Origin of the sequence: Novosphingobium terrae (genome assembly GCF_017163935.1) — a bacterium.
GTDB lineage: Bacteria > Pseudomonadota > Alphaproteobacteria > Sphingomonadales > Sphingomonadaceae > Novosphingobium > Novosphingobium terrae.
Genome location: NZ_JABVZR010000002.1, coordinates 1369339 through 1385422, shown reverse-complemented (window position 1 = coordinate 1385422; position 16084 = coordinate 1369339). Strand labels below are relative to the sequence as shown.

Below are 16084 nucleotides of genomic sequence, written 5' to 3'. Positions count from 1 at the left end.
GGCGCCATGCCGGGTTCCTGCGCCGCGCCCGGAACCCACCGACATCAGCGAGACATTCCATGCCTTTGCCCATGCTCTTCGCCCTGCCGCGTAAACCCCTGCTGCTGCTCTCGACCGCGCTTCTCTCAGGCTATGCCCTTCCCGCGATGGCCGCGACGCCCGTCGCCGCGACTGTCGCGCCCGCCGTCACGGATGCCGACAGCGACACCTCCTCGGCCATTCTGGTGACTGGCGCGGCGCTTCGCCATCAGGCCCAGACCCCCGAAGAAGCCCGCAAGATCCAGAAGCAGGCCCCCAATCTGGTCAATGTCGCCTCTCAGGACGAGATCAAGCAGATGCCCAACTTCGTGTTGGGCGATGCCATCCGCCGCATGCCCGGCGCCTCGGTCATCAACAAGAGCGGTGAATCGCGCTCGATCCAGATCCGCGGCATCGACCCCAATCTGAACGGCGTGACCTATGAGGGCGTGCTGCTGCCATCGGGTTCGATCAACTCGACGGGCCGCGCCGTGCCTTTCGACGCGCTGCCCGCGCCGCTGGTGGGCGGCGTGGAGCTGATCAAGACCAACACGCCGGCGCAGGAAGCCGTCGCGCTGGGCGGACAGATCAACCTGCTCTCGCACGATATCGCGCCAGGTGAGGCCCCTTACCTCAACATCACGGTTGCCGGCGGCCTTCATCAGCCGCATCCGATGGGGATCTTCCAGGGTACGCTGAACGCGGGCATCCGCTTCGGCCTCGACAGCAATCCCTTCGATCGCAACAACACCGCCGACCAGCCCTTCGCGCTGACCTTCTTCGTCACCGACATGCGCGATTCGATGAAGCTCGACGACATCCAGCAGAGCTTCGCCGACAAGAGCACGCTGCCCAGCAACACGCTGAGCAAAGGCCAGCAGCTGGAATATGCCCAGACCAAGAACCGTCGCGGCTATGGCGGCACCTTTTCCTGGGACGTGGACAAGAACACCACGCTCTATTTCAAGGGCTTCGCCTCGGGCATCGACTTCCACCCGGTCAAGAACCAGCTGCTCTACACCTTCTCGAACCAGACCTTCAACACCGCAACCCCGGGCACCTTCAACGCGGCAACCAGCCTGTCGCAGGGGTATAATGACAATCTCATCCATGATGACGAGCGTCTCTACAAGTTCGGCGGCCTGAGCCATCTCGGCAAGATCACGCTGGACTACTTCGGCGCCTACGCCAGCAACCGCCTCTATTCGCCCTATTCCTACAGCGCGACGCTTACCAACCCGACCTCGACCCAGGTTTATGTCGACAACGTCACCTCGCCCCAGCTACCCACCATGACGGCAGCCAATGGCGCCCTCGTCACTAATTACGCGGCCTACAATCTGACCTCGCTCAGCAACGCCTATCAGGACGATCGCGATGGCCAGTGGTCGGGTCATGTCGGCCTGTCCGCACCGCTCGACTTCGGGGCCGTCAAGGGCACCTTGAGCGTGGGCGGCGGACTGCGCCTGGAAAAGGTCACGCATGACGACCGGACCTACACTTATTCCGGCGTACCCTCGCTGACCGGCGCTCAGCTGGCCGGGACCAACAGCTACACGATCTTCGACGGCGCCTACAACATCGGCACGGCGCTGTCGGGCGCGGCCATTCGCCAGCTGATCACCGGCGGTTCGATCACCGAGAACACCGCTGCCGACGCGATCACCAACCAGCAGGCCCGCCTCAACGACAATGAGAACGTCTACAACGGCTACATCCAGTATGCCGCCAGCTGGAACAAGCTTGGCGTGCTGGCCGGCATCCGCTTCGAGGAGACCGACGGGATCTATCGCGGCACCTCGACCAGCGTTGCCTCGGGTGTCACCACCCTCACCCCGCGCACGGTGTCGCGCAGCTACAGCAATTTCTTCCCCACGGTCCAGCTGCGCTACAACATCACGGACGATCTGATCGCCCGCGCCAACTGGTCCACCGCCATCGGCCGCCCCGGCTTCAGCCAGCTGACCGCCACCCAGACCGTCAACTATGGCACGGCCGCGATCACCCAGGGCAATCCGGATCTGAAAGCCACCACCGGCAACAACTTCGATGCCACCCTGGAATATTACCTGCCGCTGGGCGGCATCGTCTCGGCCGGTGTGTTCGACAAGGAATTCAGCAATTACGTCGTGGCCACCACCGTCAACGGCACCTTCACAGGCATTGCGGGCAACGCCACCTTCTCGACCTATGGCAACATCCCCCATGCCTCGGCGCGCGGTTTCGAGTTGAACTATCATCAGCAGTTCACCTTCCTGCCCGGCCTGCTGTCCGGCTTCGGCATCGGCGGCAACTTCACCTATGTCGACTCGCATGGTGCCGACCGCAACGGCTATCGCGAGACGCTGGCCTACACCACGCCGCGCACCTTCAACGTCGAGGCCTTCTACAAGCGTGGCCCGCTGTCGCTGCAGCTCTTCGGCAACTATCAGGGTCTGACGATGACCTCGCTGGGCTCCACGCCCGAGCTTGACAATTATGTCCAGCCCTATCTGAACTTCGATCTCGACGCGCGCTACGCCATCAACAAGCATGTCACGGTCTTCTTCCAGGGCCGCAACATCACCAAGGAAAACCAAGTGGCGACCGAGGGCAAGAGCTCGGCGCGCTTCACCGAGCTGCAGTATTTCGGCTCCTCCTACCTCTTCGGTGTCGATCTCAAGATGTGATCGCCGCCGTTCCGACCGGGCAGGTGCCCGAGCCCCTGCACCTGCCCGGTCACCCATTCCCATAACGGACACTCCTGGCCCGTGACGATCATCTCACGCAAGCTGCTGCTGGCGGGCATCGGCGTATCAAGCGCCGAACCCGTCCGATGCGGGGCCTCAAGCCGATGGCCAGCACCACAATCATCCTGGAAGGCATCGAACTTGTTCATATGATACGCAATGGCCAGATGGAGATAACAGACGTCGAGGGGCGAAATCCGTCCTTCGCCCGTCAATTCGACTGCCTCGCCGCATAAGCAACGATGGCAAAGAGCAAATTCCACCACCTCCGGAAATTTCCGACAGAACCCGCCGACGTCCTCCCTCATCACACTCAAACGAAAGAAGTCCCCGTGAAATCCACGAACCTTACCCTTGTCGCGCTGCTGATGGCATCGGTTGCTGCGGGCACCGCCAGCGCCCAGACTGCGGTATCTGCCGCGTCTGCGTCGAGTGTCACGATCACCATGAAGGACCCCGCCGCGCTGCAACTCGTGCGCTCCACGTCGCTGCCAGGCATCGACGGCGATTTCGAATTTTTCGCGGTCGACCTCAAGCACGATCGCCTGTTCGTGCCGGCCGAGATGCATCACACGATCGAGATCTTCAAGGCCAGCACCGGCGAGCATCTGCGCTCAGTGGGCGGGGTGAAGACGGCGCACGGTATCATTTACATCCCGGAATCGAACGAGCTGATCGTCACCGATGGCGGCGATTCCTCTACGCGAATCTTCTCTGCCGACGACATGCACCAGATCGAGCGCATCCCGATGACCGACGGCGCCGTCACCGGCACAACGGATTCGCCCGACGATGCGATCTATGATGCCAAGCGTCGCACTCTCTACATCGGCGATGGCGGCAAGTCGGCGAACCTGCCCTATTCGGAAATCGCGGAACTCAACGTCGATACCCACAAGATCGGCGCTCGCACCCGCGTCGAAGGCAACAACCTCGAGGGGATGGCGATCGACGAGGCGAACGGCCGCATGTTCGTCAACATCCGCGACAAGAAGCAGGTCGGCGTGATCGACCTGAACCAGCGCAAGGTCGTCGCGACCTGGGATGTCGGCCTGAACCGCAACACCGCGCTGGGCTATGATGCGGCCAACAATGTCGTGTTCGTGGGCAGCCGTCAGCCGGGCTTGTTCACCGTGCTGGACGGCACAACCGGCGCGGTCGTCGCGCAGCTGCCGTGCGTCGACATGACCGGCTCGCTGATCTGGGATCCGGTCGCCAAGCGCGTCTATATCTCGGGTCTTCAGGGGATTTCGGTCTTCCAGCAGGAAAGCCGCGACCATTACGTCGAGGTGCTGCGCACGCCGAACAATGGCGCCAAGACCGCCGTCTATATCCCGCAGCTGAAGCAATATTACGTGGCCCATGTGAAGACTGCGTTGGATGACGCCGGCCTGCTGGTCTACCGCGTCCCACGCTGAGCACAGACCCACGCTCGCGACACCGTGGCGCGTCTTCGATCCCCTGCAACCGCGCGTACCGAGCGAATGCAGGGGGTCCCCGGACGCAGGGCCAATGCGTCCCCTGATCCGACCCGCCACGTAGTTTCGATCTACCCCATCGAGAAAGACACATTCATGAAATCGACGAATATCGCCATTTTCGCGCTTGCGATGGCATCGGTCGCGACCGGAACCGCCGATGCGCAGACAGCGACACCTGCCGCCCCGGCGCCGAGCGTCACGATCACCATGAAGGACCGCGCGCCGGTTCAGCTCGTCCGTATGACCTCGCTGCCCGACATCGAAGGCGATTTCGATTTCCTCGCGGTCGATCCGAAGCACGATCGCCTGTTCATCGCCGCCGAGGAGCATCATTCGGTCGAGATGTTCAAGGCCAGCACGGGCGAGCATCTGAGGTCGGTCGCCGGGGTCAAGACGCCGCACACGCTCGCTTACATCGCCGAAAAGAACGAACTGGCCGTTGCCGACGGCGGCGATTCGTCGGTGCAGTTCCTGTCGGCCGACGATCTGCACCGGATCGACCGCGTTCCGCTGATCGACGGTTCCGTCACTGGCAAGACCGACTCGCCGGACGCGGGAATCTATGACGCCAAGCGGCGCATCTTTTACGTCGGCAATGGCGGCAAGTCGGCGAACCTGCCCTATTCCGAAATCGCCAAGATCAACGTCGATACGCACAAGATCGTCGGCACCATTCGCGTCGAGGGCGACAACCTCGAAGCCATGGCGATCGACGAGGCGACGAACCGCCTGTTCGTCAACATCCGCGACAAGAAGCAGATCGGCGTGGTCGATCTCAAGCAGAACGCGGTCGTCGCGACCTGGGATGTCGGCCTGAACCGCAACACCGCGCTGGCCTTCGATGCGGCCAACAATCTCGTCTTCGTCGGCAGCCGCGCACCGGGCCTCCTGACCGCCCTCGATGCGACGACCGGCGCGGTCGTCGCGCAGGTGCCGTGCGCCGACATGACCGATTCGATGACCTGGGATCCCGAGCTCAAGCGCCTCTATGTCGTGGGCGCGCAGGGCCTGTCGGTCTTCCAGCAGGAAAGCAGGGACCGCTATGTCGAACTGCTGCGCACCCCGGTCAACGGTGCCAAGACCGGGCTCTACGTGCCGCAGTTCAAGCAATATTACGCCGTCCATCCGAAGAACGCGCTCGATGGCGCCGGCCTGCTGGTTTTCCGCGTCGCGCGCTGAAGCCGCAGCGCTGCGCGTCCGGATCAGTCCCCCCCTGGGTCCGATCCGTCAGCGTCCTGCCGGCATCGCTGCCGGCGGGACGTTTTTTAGAGGCCCGACGATATGGCGACTGGCCAACGGCAAGCCACAACCGCCGGAACAGCGCACCACGACGCTCTATGGTTTTCTCCCGTACTGTCGATGCGACGAGTTGGCCGAAGTGGTATGCAAACTCCAGCAATGGCAGCCTTTTGGGCGGCCAGACGCAACTAGGCGTGGCCACGCGTTTCCGCTGGACCACCTTCGGGCTGGACAGCGAAAGCCAGGTCCACGAGTTCGAGCCAGGGCGCCGGATCGATTGGTATGGCTATGCACCGGGGCAACCGCCCGCCTTCTACCACACCTGGCTGCTCAAACCTGTCCAAGGTGGCTGCATGAACGTGATGGAGGAAGTCGGCAAAGGCAAGGGCCCGACGCATCTGCGCAACACCGACCAGAGCCTGATGCATCGTGGCCACGACCTGTGGCTGGCGACCCTGCGATGGATGGCCGAGAACGTCGGCAGTTGACGTGCCGGTCAGATGAGCGCTGACCGCCCTTTGGCTCAGCCGATGGCGAATGTCGGGTTCTGGCTCAACCCGACATTCAACTTTTCCAGATGTCTGACCGTAGTTGGTCGAGGCTTGCCGGTTGAAGCGCCATCCGGTCTTTCGCCGGGAACCGCTGACAGAGCCGACATACACCTGTCGAAAGCACATCCCTGAAAGCCGCTGCTCGTTCATATGGCTGCGACCGCTTGGATGGCCGATCTGACTGCCACATCACTTTGGCGAGTCTCTTTTGAGTATACTTCAAGCGGACCAAGTCGCCATCATCTGTCTGCAGCCTTCACCTAGCAGCGGAAACAAGCCGATATGGATTGTAAGCGCCATCGCTTCCCCAAATTCGTTCAGCACCTGGAACTTTGAGTTGCATGATGACCTCGTTTACCGCTGAACCCTGCCATACAACGCGACAGTCGGTCGGCCGTTCAGCGGACTGGACACAGAGCCACCCAATCTGCCCGTGCGGCTCCACCGTCCAACGTCCGTGGAACGTCATTGGCCCACGCGAACAAAAATACATTTGCCACGTGCCATCTGCAAAGAAGCTCTCGATTGGGGGGCAACCGCCAATATATCTGACGCTCACTTTGGCACCAGGGAACGGCTCGTAACGCTCATCGAATTCAAGCTTTCGATCGGAAAACAGGGACTGTACCTGTTCATTGGTCAGAGGCTGCCAATCCGGTCGCTCGAGCCTCATTGCCGGAATATGTGAGCTGGATCTCGATTGATCTTTTGTCGTGTCTGCCATCGCAGAGGAACCCGCGCCGATAAGCAGCAACATAACGGTGAGCGGGACGATCTTCATAGGGCAAACTCCTTTCCTCCGCTTCTTACATCCTCATTAAAAAACCCCTGACGTTCCGGCCTTTGAAGACAGACTGAACCGCTGACATAGCAGACCTTCACACCTCCATTCATGAGCGCCGAAAGCGGGCCTTCGTTCATCCGGCACTCCGAAGCTGAAACCACCGGTGAAAGCGGTACGGTTCACATCGTGGTTTCAGCCTGCCGCCGAAGCGCTGACAGTAACATTCAGGGCCAAAGTCGAAGTGAAATAAATTTGAGGTGCGCAGCGGATAGGTGAGAACAACCCTATCGAATTTAGCCTATGGAGAGAAAAGAGATTTTGTGCGAGACCGTGATTCGTCGCAACCGATAATCGCTTTTCCGTTCCGCTTTGCTCGATGTTGTGACCATGCCCTCGATGTTGCGTCCAATGAGTGCCCTTCCGGCAGTTCTACTGCTCGCCACGCAATGCCACGAACCAAGCCGTCATGAGGCTGAGCAACCCCCAAAAAATGAAGCGCAGCTCGTGGCTGATGGTTGGCCCACGAAGGGTCAGTTCAGCTTTGAGCGCCCGTTACCACCGGATCTTGATCTCACCGTCGATACGAGGGACTCGCCGCTGGTGGCAGAGTTGGGCGACGTTTATCACAGCGCGCCGAGCCAAGGCGTTGTAGCCCCCTTCGCATTGGGCATGACCAGCGATCAGGTGGAGGCCGTGCTTGCCAGAAATTTCCCCGGGCAAGGTGCTGCCCGTGCCGGCCTCGCAAAAGAAGGGTGCCGGGAACGCCACAACGATGCCCGTGGCCCGCAATATCGCCTCATCCCCGTCGGGGTCACCCTTCCATTCAAGCCCGGCAATCCCCAACTCAATTATCTCTCCTTCGTCGATGATGGTGGTATTGCCCGTGTTTCGGAGATCGGTGTTAGCATCGATCCGCATGACAAGGGCGCAGCGGCTTTGCTTGCTCGCTTAGGTGCCCTGTTGCGCATCCGTGGGTCAGGACCTTCAGGCGTTATTGGCAAGGAGATGTCTTGCGATGCTCAGCCGGAAAATTGCCAGAAGGCTGAACAACCCTTGAAGCCGGACGGCGTATTACTGCATGAAAGCCCAGAAAGAACAGTATTCTTTTTGTCCATTGGCAAGCTTGCGCAAAGAAAGGCGGCGGACCTCGCCCTGCGACAGACAGTTTTCGGGGAAAAGGGTGACTGCAGCGCCTTGTTGAATAGGAGAACCGAGCTTGCTTACAACGCCTATCTTCGCAGTCTTACTCAGGATTGGGCGCCAGCTGGACAGGCCATTTATAACTGGTCTACCCTGCCACAATCCTTCCGATCGGCGTGGCCAAACAGTCGTGAGAGGCCACTTGCGATCAGGCCTTTAGGATCTGGTTTCATCTTCGAATACACCTTCATAGCCGGAACAGATCCTTCTTTTCAGATGGGACGAGGGCTGGAAATATGGCAGCCAGGGTCTGACGGCATATTCCGGGCAGTACGGCAATGGACCGACCAGGGTGAGGACACGACTGCGCCCGGCACTGTCTTGTCTCAAGATGAATTGAAACTGGTGACTCGCATTCAGCAGGACAAAAAATAGTGAGGGTTGGCAATTTCACCAGCGGGCTGCTGCTTGTTTTGTTGATTCTTCTGAGCGGATGTAACTCGCAAGGTGGTGCCGGCTCGGTCGTCTCAAGTGCTGTATCCGACGCTGAAAATAGCACACCGGCTTCTGTTGCCTTCCAACCGGGCAATGTCGTCCCAGACTATCTCCCAGGCAATTCCGACAATGACATATTTCTCAATCAGGGGGGACGGATTGTTGAGGATTCGACAGCCCCCCACCCCGACAACAGTTTGGTTCTGCCTGCCTCAGTATCCCCTTCCGACGTCATCATCTATGAAACGATTGATGGGGATATGGAAGTTATGGCCCCGCATGTTTTTGTAAAGGTCGCTTGGCAGTTCATCGATCTTTCCGGCCATCAGTTCGGCATCCAGCGGCTTGTCTTTATAAGCGGCGTCAGCTGGACACGGGCCGAGCTAAGACGCAGGGCAAAGAAGCCTAACCACGCGCCTACGCTCACCCCCATTCCCGGCACACAAGCCTTCATTCGTGACAACGGCAATATCGCGATGTTCGGAAGCGGAGATCACGACGTCGTCACTGTGCCCGAAGGACGGCAGGAAACGACAGTCATCATGGCATCGCGTTCAGAAATAGCGAATAACATGGTTGTCCTGCCTGCCTCATTTCGCCCCTCAACCGTCAAGGTGTGGGAACGAGAAGATGGTTATGCCCTGGTCGTTGATCGGGCTTCCAGCATAAATCTCCCTATGATGAGAGCCGGCCGTAAGGGCATCACATATGGCCCACAGAGTTTTCGGTTTGCCGATGGTACTGTCTGGACGCGCGACACTTTATTTCAGAGGAGCAGGCACGACTCTGCCAGGCCCGGATTGGGCAGCCTGATGGACGATCGGGAGGGCAGGCTGCTCGATCTTGGAACTGGCCGAAAGCCTCGCCCGGAGGACGCAGTCGGCCTAGGCGTAACTGTACGCGGATATGGTGGCGGGGATACGATTGTGTATCGTGACGGCTTTGGCGAAATGTGCGTGGTTGAGGAAGATATTTCCGGCCATGCTCATAACACTCTACAAATGCCGCCTGGTGTCGCGCCTGGTGATGTAAAATTTGTCATCTGGCAAACTGATTACGGGCAAAGTCTCCGTCTCCTGGTCTTTGGTCGAGATGGCGTTGATTTGGTTGGACAGCTTGGTGAGATTTCTGGCCGCGAGATGGGCGTTCAATTCGTGCGATTCGCCGATGGAACTGTTTGGAACAAGGCTACCATTCGCCAAAAAGCCATCGAGGCCAACATTTCCCTGCCCACAACTTCCCCCGAGGGTATGGGCCGTCGGTTCATCATTGATACCGGGGTGCGTGATGTGACGGGCACTGGGTTCGGCGATGTGATTGTTTATCGTCCCATCGTTGGGAAGGTAACGATCCATGATTCCATCAAGCTGCCGGGCAGGAAAAACGTGCTGAAACTGGAGGCACCGATCTTGCCGCGCATGGTCAAACTGACCAAAGGCTATGGCGATTTCAACCTTAGCATCGGCAAGGCCTCGAGCATCGTGATTGTCGATGGAACCTTAAGTGGCGGAGGAATTCAACTCATAGAATTTTCCGACGGCACACAATGGAACCTCAAAGATATGAACCGTATAGCTGCCCAAATGCCTTGAAGAGCGAATCTTCATGTAGGCAACAAAGCGGCCTTTCAACCGGCGTCATCCGGCCGTCCAAAGCTGACCTTGGGCCAAAGACCTGTTATCTTGGAATTCCGCTGACGTTGCTTGCATAATATGCACGCAATAAGTCTTGATGTATTTTTCGACACTTGCGCTCTTCTCGGTCAGCCTCATCTTGCGTCTGCGCACCCATTTTCGCTATCTGGATGCATTCGGCCAATGGCGAGTCAGGGTTATGCGCGACGCCGCATTCGGTTTTTAGCAATAGAGGAAAGGCGAATTGGAGGGTCTTGTTGAAACCTTCTGCGTAGGATTGTGACCACATACTCGCCATAGTTGGGAGTGTATCATCGACCGTCATATATTCTCCAGGAGCGTACATTAGGCATTTCGTTCCTGGATACATCCCTGAAATCCGTGAGTAATCTCCATAATTTACATAGTAACCTTGCCCAATCATTGCGAAGAACGTTCCTGACAACACTCCGGCCACACTTGGCATTATGGCGCAACAAACTGCCGTCAAGCCAATGCCCCACAAATAAAGCGGTTTTGATAGCTTCCCAATCAATTTGACCATGTCATTGCCCCGATATTAATGAGCGATGATATCAGGATATGCTAAGCCAGTTCAAATTTGCGATATAGTATCTATGCTGAGTATGTTCGTCCAATGTCTTCTGGCAATTTTGCCCGCTATAAACGTGCTTAATCGATTCGGCAGGCGGATTCCATTGATGCATTGATATCGCTGACAAACCGGTCATCCCCGGAGGAAAATGGCGACGTCAAAACCTGCCGGTCATTCACTTCGACTCTGAAAGTCCTAAAGGACCGGCATTGGGACTTTGCAGGCGTTCAGCAAACCTTCGCCGAACGTCAAACCGGCCGTTCCCCAGCCAACCTTGCTGGCGATCAGCGATACCTGATTTGTTGTGGGCTCCGGAATGTCGAAGGTTTCGGGCGCCGTCACCACTGCGCTCGGACTGGCTTCGCGCCCTTGGCGCTCACGGTCCAGCATCAGTTCGATGTCATGGATCGTCTGGAACAGAAACCTGTGCGCCAGCGCACGGAACCAGCCATAGACGGTCTGCCACGCACCGAAATGGCTCGGCAACATGCGCCAGCCACAACCGGACCGCACAAGATCGCGCACAGCATTGATCACCTCGCGGAAATCGACCTCGCGCTGACGCCCCCGCTGGGGCATCAGCGCGACCATCCACTCCCATTCCGTCAGTCAGGTCGCTGGGATAGCGCTTCGTCTGCTCGGCAATCTGGGGCATCCGAAACCGGCTCTGCTGCGTCAACATCCAGAGCCTGAATCAAACTGATACCCCGTTGGCACTCCATAGGCCGATTTTCCAAACAGCCTCTTAGGCTTCGATAATTGGCATGAGAAAGGTCGTGAGCGTCAGCAATATAGCTCCATAGATTGGTGCAATCTGCAGCAGGGAAAAGGGTGGTCCACCATAGGCGAAGGCCCAAACGAAGAAGGCGAAGGTCGATAGGGTCAGCTGCAATTTTTTGCTGACACCACCCAAACGCCTCAAATAAAGTGGGCAGGCGACCAGCACGACTGCGAAAACCAACCAGGAAAGCCTTACAAGATCGTCGCCTTTTGAATTCGCCCCGATCATGCTCTCCAGCGTGGCGTAAACCGCGACTACCTCTGGTGGTATGTATTTCATGAGGCGGTCGATATATGTGTCAGGCGTCCTGATAATGGCGGATGGTGTGCCCATGGACGCAGCGACAGCGACGTCATCCTTACTTACGATTTGACGGCCCATTCCCTTCCCTTTCCCTTTGTAACGCGGTCCACTATAGCTGATGACCATCCTTGCAACGCTCCATAAGCATCTAGTTCTTCTGTCGCGAGCGTCGCAAACAGTGCCTTGTAGAGCCGAAGCCAGAGCAGCAGTGATGCCGGTGCATCAATGAAACGAATGGCGCGAATTGCTGGCCGCTCCTGGCGGAGTGCAACTACCAACGGTGCTGGGTGGCATACGCAGAGATCGATTATCCCGTTGTATGTTTCCGGCACGGCTTTGGCGATTGCATCGAATGGGGCAATTCCATCTACAAATTCCACACCTGCTGAGGTCCAATGGGCTACCAGTGTGACGGCCTTGTTAGGCCCGCTCTGCCATGCCAGTTCCTTGAAGGCGGCGAATGTAAAATTGAGTTCGACGATGACGCCTAGCGATCGGTAATATGCGACAGAATCCCGTATTTGGCGAAGCAGTGACCGTTCATACACGCGCCAGCCACCCGGTATCCGGTGAATGAAGTCGAACCGCTCCGGAGCTCCAAATTGCGTTCGGTACTCTGCCTCGCTTTCGGGTAGCGCAATGGCGAATATCCAATCATGCGGACGGGTAATGACAGGTCTGTTCATCCCTGTGGTACCCGATATCCTATCGCGACACCAAATTGTACGTTGGCAGTCTCCAGACTTAAACTGTCAGCCATCTGTTGATGAGTCATATGCGCTTCGCGGCGGGTCTGCTCTAGCGCAAGGGCGAGGATCTGCGCTGGAGTGGGACTGGATGCCTGATACGTGCGATGGGACATCAGCGCCTGCAGATTGGCAATGAACCGTTCGAGCAAATTTCGGATTTTTGATACCACCTTGATTTTGCGTGATCCGCCATCGGTTGTCTTGACGGTGAGAAGGATTTCATGCGTGATTGCGGCATCAGTGCCTCGCTGGATGATCTCATCGGGTATAGCAATATCAGCGATAGGCTTGAACATGACTTCATCGGCAGCGCCTGCGACTTTCAATACGCCAACAGTCGGCCGTGTTTCGGTGCCGAACCGCGAATATATTTGTGCCGACGCTGCCAAGCGGCCAATCTCCTCATCGGACATGCCGCGCGGAACGAGATAGACCCGCTCAGTCGAGACGGGCAACTGGCCGTGCATCACCCGCATCATCTCATCTATGGTCGTGGTTGGCCTTGGGAGACCGAAGCCACTTGAAACTCTGTAACCACCGTCAACTCCCCTGCGATTTGGCGAAACGTAAAGCACCGAATAGCGCCGGTCGGCCCGCGAATTGATGCGTTTCAGGGCTGCTCCCTGTCGCCCCTCCTCAACAAGCACCTTCTCGGTGAGGGGGTCGAACTGCCCGGTCACGGGAAGGTTATGATCGCGCTGAAAAACTGCGGCTAAGGCATGTGGGTCAATCGCCTTTAAGTCTGCTGCGCCGCTCCCGTATCCGGCCTGAGAAAGCAAGCTCAGATTGCGCTGGTTCATCTCAGTCCAAATATGCTCCTGTTCGGCATCATGGGAGCGGGTGCTCGTTACCTGCAAGTCAGGAACCGCTAGTTTACGATCAGCGGCCGTGCCCAAGATTGCAGTATTAGCGAAGGTAATTGCCACCGGTTGGTCACTGTTGCTCGAAAAATTAAGGCGCGTGTGACTGCCAAGCTGGGGGTTTCGCAGCGCGAATTCCGCTTCCATGCCTGCGCGCTGGGAGGCGGTCAGGTGATCCCACTTGGCCTTTATGCGCTGTGCTTCCAAACGTTGGTCCAGGGGCATTCTGGAGCTGCTGGCTGCATGCCCAACGGCGTGTATGAGATCGGCGAGGGTACCTTGAGTACCGTTAACACGGACCAGGCCTTTCGCGATCGCTTCTTGGAGCGGCATACGACGATCGCCAACCGTTGCGATGGCTGAATTGGTGTCAGTGAGCACCGTATCCAGGCTATTCCCGGTCGAGGGACTTTCGCGCGTGTAGTCGAAGCAGAACGCAGGCACCGTTGTTGAGCCGTGGGGCGAGAGGCGATATGTGCCTGCGCCTATTCCCATTCGCTGGGCTGCAGCTTGAACCGGGCTTGCTATGCCAATTGCAGCCAGTGCGAGCAATGCAAAAAGATGCAAGGCATGCCTCACAATCTGTTTGATCCACATCACCTACGCCCCCCTTTAAAGCATCAGCGAATATTGATTTTCATATGGAATTTTTGGATATTCTAGATCGCCTTCGAAGGCATAAGGAGCTTTCGGCAAAAATTTTTTGCGAATCGAACCATAATCTATTTTGGAAATATATATTGTGCAGTACAGATTTTTCAAGATGGTTTGGTCATCAATCGACCTTCACAGATAAAGTCTGAGAGATTGGCTATTACTATTATTCTTTCCTTCGAGAAGGTCGACATTTCGGCATGTTCTTGAAGGCATGCATTAACCTATTTGGAATGATCTGGATTGCGAGTGCAGTCCTCATTTTTGGCTATTCTTGGGTGTGCGCGAGGGACCGGGGCGTTGCCGTACCGCGTCGCTGCTACGGGATTGGGAGCGGTACCGGGATTTCATGTTCCGCCTACCTTGCTAATATTGCATCCGAATACATGGTGCTTTCGCAAGTGAATGCGGCCGCGCCTGCGAAGCCTTCGGAGGCGATCACAGCCTCCCCTGCATCTTTGCCGGATGGTCCGACTACTATCCGTATCGAAACGGCTTTTCTGGAAGTTCATCCGCCGGTAAGGAGTCAAACCCTTCACAGCAGCGGCGGGGATCAAAACACGCCAGCAGCGCGTACTATAAAATCTTTAGCAGAAAAAATCGTTGACGCCTTCCAACTCATCGAACTGTAGTAATATATCATCTCAGATGATGCGATTTTGAATCCAATATTTTCGCAAAACGCTCTGAATGTCTTTTGCCACATATATTCAAAAAGGCTGATCCTTTCGACCGCCACAAAGGTCATTGGCGTGCACGATCGCTTTCGAAACTCGCAAAGCAGTATCGTGATCCTGGAACGCTATATCGAGTGAGCTCTGACTCGCCCCTTGAGCCGAAAGCATATTTGAAACAAAATTTGCCCTGACGATAAAGAGTGCAGGCGTTAGCGGTGATAGAGGCTTGATCATCACATTATGATTGTCTTTCGCCACAGAATTATAAGCCAGTTCCTGACCAGAAATGATGTCGACCCTTTGCAGTTGAGAAAAGTCAATATTAATATATTGATTATTTTCCCGGTTGTAAAGGTTGAACTTGCACCCATTCGGTGTGGGATTGTAATCCTCCTTATATCGGTAGTTAAGCACCCCGGCGCCATCACCACCGCTGTAGGAAAATTGCGCGAATGACTGTATGATCCCCTGAATTTTAATTTGATTTGAAATATAGTTGGAAGTTTCGTCGATGCTGGGCCCAGAGCCAAGCCGCTGGTTACTGGAAGGGTCCGCATGCGCGAACGATGGAAGCGCCATCATGCAGACAGCGATTGTTGTCAAAAGCGAAGCCCTGCTATTGTTCATACTTCCCTCATGTTGTCTTTAAGTCTACACTCGCTGAAGGATGACCAGAAACTTAGCAACCCACGTCATGCGTGCATTTTTGGGTCCCTCGCGATACTGGCGCTGTTCTTTTCTGAAGATTGTTGTCCCTGCCTTGATACATGGCAGGCGCACCGGATGAAACGCTGCGCACCATATCGGCAAATGCCTGCACAGGATTTGCCGCGATCACCGGCTCATTTTCGGGCGAAGCACTCGTTTCAGCCACAGGATCCCCGGAAGCATTCGATGAAGAGAGCGCATAGGCCGGAGCAGACAGTGAGCTATCGGCTATATCGGCCCTTCCGCCAAGGGTTGATGGCGACGATCGCTCCTCGTCTGGCTGAACCGAGGAATCAGTGATGATCGATTTCGCCTTTTGATAGGCGGTGCCCAATGCCTTTACGGACTCATCAACAATAATTGCGCCATAATTCTTATCATTTACGACATCATTTCGGCCCTCAGCTTGGCCCAACACGCCAGGCTCTGCATCTTTCGTTATATTCTCTGAACGTCCATTTCTTCCTGCTCCGCTCGCGACACAATGATCTTTGATTTCAGAGTTGCATGCGTTGACAACGGGAGGAACTGCTGCCCTGATATCGCCAATCGAGCTAATGAAGGCTGCAGAAATCACGGCAATCATGCTGATCTTTTGCATCATAAGCCTCCGCCACGTTTGCTTTGCCGGTTTCGCTTCTCTTTCCCTGTCATGCCATGAGTGCAGCCTGCATCATGACAGGGGG

Annotated in this window: 13 protein-coding genes and 2 pseudogenes; 7 read left to right on the top strand and 8 right to left on the bottom strand. The window is 56.7% G+C overall.

What is annotated here, in order from left to right; genetic code table 11:
• Window positions 1-59 precede the first annotated feature (59 nt).
• The 5 genes and pseudogenes from HGK27_RS24260 (at window position 60) to HGK27_RS24240 (ending at window position 5955) form a co-directional block, all read left to right on the top strand.
• The gene (locus HGK27_RS24260) at window positions 60-2687 is read left to right on the top strand and encodes a TonB-dependent receptor domain-containing protein (RefSeq protein ID WP_206243406.1); all 2628 of its coding nucleotides are present in this window, start codon (window positions 60-62) and stop codon (window positions 2685-2687) included.
• A gap of 116 nt (window positions 2688-2803) precedes the next feature.
• Window positions 2804-2983: pseudogene (locus HGK27_RS31175) on the top strand (IS6 family transposase); the annotation flags it as partial.
• A gap of 96 nt (window positions 2984-3079) precedes the next feature.
• Window positions 3080-4165, top strand: a complete 1086-nt coding sequence (locus HGK27_RS24250) for a YncE family protein (protein WP_241127435.1) — start codon at window positions 3080-3082, stop codon at window positions 4163-4165.
• Between the two features lie 156 nt (window positions 4166-4321).
• On the top strand, window positions 4322-5407 hold the full coding sequence (locus HGK27_RS24245; RefSeq protein WP_206243405.1) for a YncE family protein: 1086 nt from the start codon (window positions 4322-4324) through the stop codon (window positions 5405-5407).
• Window positions 5408-5565: 158 nt separating this feature from the next.
• The gene (locus HGK27_RS24240) at window positions 5566-5955 is read left to right on the top strand and encodes an SRPBCC family protein (protein WP_206243404.1); all 390 of its coding nucleotides are present in this window, start codon (window positions 5566-5568) and stop codon (window positions 5953-5955) included.
• A gap of 319 nt (window positions 5956-6274) precedes the next feature.
• On the opposite strand, the gene HGK27_RS24235 is transcribed toward HGK27_RS24240, so the two are convergent.
• Entirely contained in the window at window positions 6275-6799 is a 525-nt protein-coding gene (locus tag HGK27_RS24235; RefSeq protein ID WP_206243403.1) for a hypothetical protein, read from the bottom strand.
• Between the two features lie 411 nt (window positions 6800-7210).
• Here HGK27_RS24235 and HGK27_RS24230 point away from each other — a divergent pair, with 411 nt between their 5' ends.
• Both HGK27_RS24230 and HGK27_RS24225 read left to right on the top strand, forming a co-directional pair.
• A complete protein-coding gene (locus tag HGK27_RS24230; protein WP_206243402.1) occupies window positions 7211-8377 on the top strand; it encodes a hypothetical protein in 1167 nt (388 codons plus the stop codon).
• Window positions 8377-10029 (top strand): hypothetical protein, encoded by a 1653-nt coding sequence (locus HGK27_RS24225; RefSeq protein WP_206243401.1) that lies wholly within the window; start codon window positions 8377-8379, stop codon window positions 10027-10029. The genes HGK27_RS24230 and HGK27_RS24225 overlap by 1 nt, the downstream gene beginning before the upstream one ends.
• Before the next feature lie 85 nt (window positions 10030-10114).
• Here the strand turns inward: HGK27_RS24225 and HGK27_RS24220 are convergent, their stop codons facing one another.
• The 7 genes and pseudogenes from HGK27_RS24220 to HGK27_RS24190 all read right to left on the bottom strand — a co-directional run bounded on the left by HGK27_RS24220 (window position 10115) and on the right by HGK27_RS24190 (window position 16002).
• On the bottom strand, window positions 10115-10615 hold the full coding sequence (locus HGK27_RS24220) for a hypothetical protein (RefSeq protein ID WP_206243400.1): 501 nt from the start codon (window positions 10613-10615) through the stop codon (window positions 10115-10117).
• A 351-nt stretch (window positions 10616-10966) separates the two neighbouring features.
• A pseudogene (locus HGK27_RS24215) lies at window positions 10967-11348 on the bottom strand (transposase); the annotation flags it as partial.
• Between the two features lie 63 nt (window positions 11349-11411).
• A complete protein-coding gene (locus tag HGK27_RS24210; protein ID WP_206243399.1) occupies window positions 11412-11828 on the bottom strand; it encodes a hypothetical protein in 417 nt (138 codons plus the stop codon).
• On the bottom strand, window positions 11810-12436 hold the full coding sequence (locus tag HGK27_RS24205; RefSeq protein WP_206243398.1) for a hypothetical protein: 627 nt from the start codon (window positions 12434-12436) through the stop codon (window positions 11810-11812). The genes HGK27_RS24210 and HGK27_RS24205 overlap by 19 nt, the downstream gene beginning before the upstream one ends.
• Window positions 12433-13959, bottom strand: a complete 1527-nt coding sequence (locus HGK27_RS24200) for a peptidoglycan-binding domain-containing protein (protein ID WP_206243397.1) — start codon at window positions 13957-13959, stop codon at window positions 12433-12435. The genes HGK27_RS24205 and HGK27_RS24200 overlap by 4 nt, the downstream gene beginning before the upstream one ends.
• Before the next feature lie 764 nt (window positions 13960-14723).
• Complete coding sequence (locus tag HGK27_RS24195) at window positions 14724-15317, bottom strand: hypothetical protein (RefSeq protein WP_206243396.1); 594 nt, start codon at window positions 15315-15317, stop codon at window positions 14724-14726.
• A gap of 52 nt (window positions 15318-15369) precedes the next feature.
• Entirely contained in the window at window positions 15370-16002 is a 633-nt protein-coding gene (locus HGK27_RS24190; RefSeq protein ID WP_206243395.1) for a hypothetical protein, read from the bottom strand.
• Between the last annotated feature and the right edge of the window lie 82 nt (window positions 16003-16084).

Bases quoted from the DNA above. Each gene is read 5' to 3' on its own strand.
- HGK27_RS24240 (WP_206243404.1), top strand. From the start codon at position 5,566: ATGGTTTTCTCCCGTACTGTCGATGCGACGAGTTGGCCGAAGTGGTAT.
- HGK27_RS24220 (WP_206243400.1), bottom strand. From the start codon at position 10,615: ATGGTCAAATTGATTGGGAAGCTATCAAAACCGCTTTATTTGTGGGGC.
- HGK27_RS24210 (WP_206243399.1), bottom strand. From the start codon at position 11,828: ATGGGCCGTCAAATCGTAAGTAAGGATGACGTCGCTGTCGCTGCGTCC.
- HGK27_RS24245 (WP_206243405.1), top strand. From the start codon at position 4,322: ATGAAATCGACGAATATCGCCATTTTCGCGCTTGCGATGGCATCGGTC.
- HGK27_RS24230 (WP_206243402.1), top strand. From the start codon at position 7,211: ATGAGTGCCCTTCCGGCAGTTCTACTGCTCGCCACGCAATGCCACGAA.
- HGK27_RS24190 (WP_206243395.1), bottom strand. From the start codon at position 16,002: ATGATGCAAAAGATCAGCATGATTGCCGTGATTTCTGCAGCCTTCATT.
- HGK27_RS24260 (WP_206243406.1), top strand. From the start codon at position 60: ATGCCTTTGCCCATGCTCTTCGCCCTGCCGCGTAAACCCCTGCTGCTG.
- HGK27_RS24195 (WP_206243396.1), bottom strand. From the start codon at position 15,317: ATGAACAATAGCAGGGCTTCGCTTTTGACAACAATCGCTGTCTGCATG.
- HGK27_RS24235 (WP_206243403.1), bottom strand. From the start codon at position 6,799: ATGAAGATCGTCCCGCTCACCGTTATGTTGCTGCTTATCGGCGCGGGT.
- HGK27_RS24205 (WP_206243398.1), bottom strand. From the start codon at position 12,436: ATGAACAGACCTGTCATTACCCGTCCGCATGATTGGATATTCGCCATT.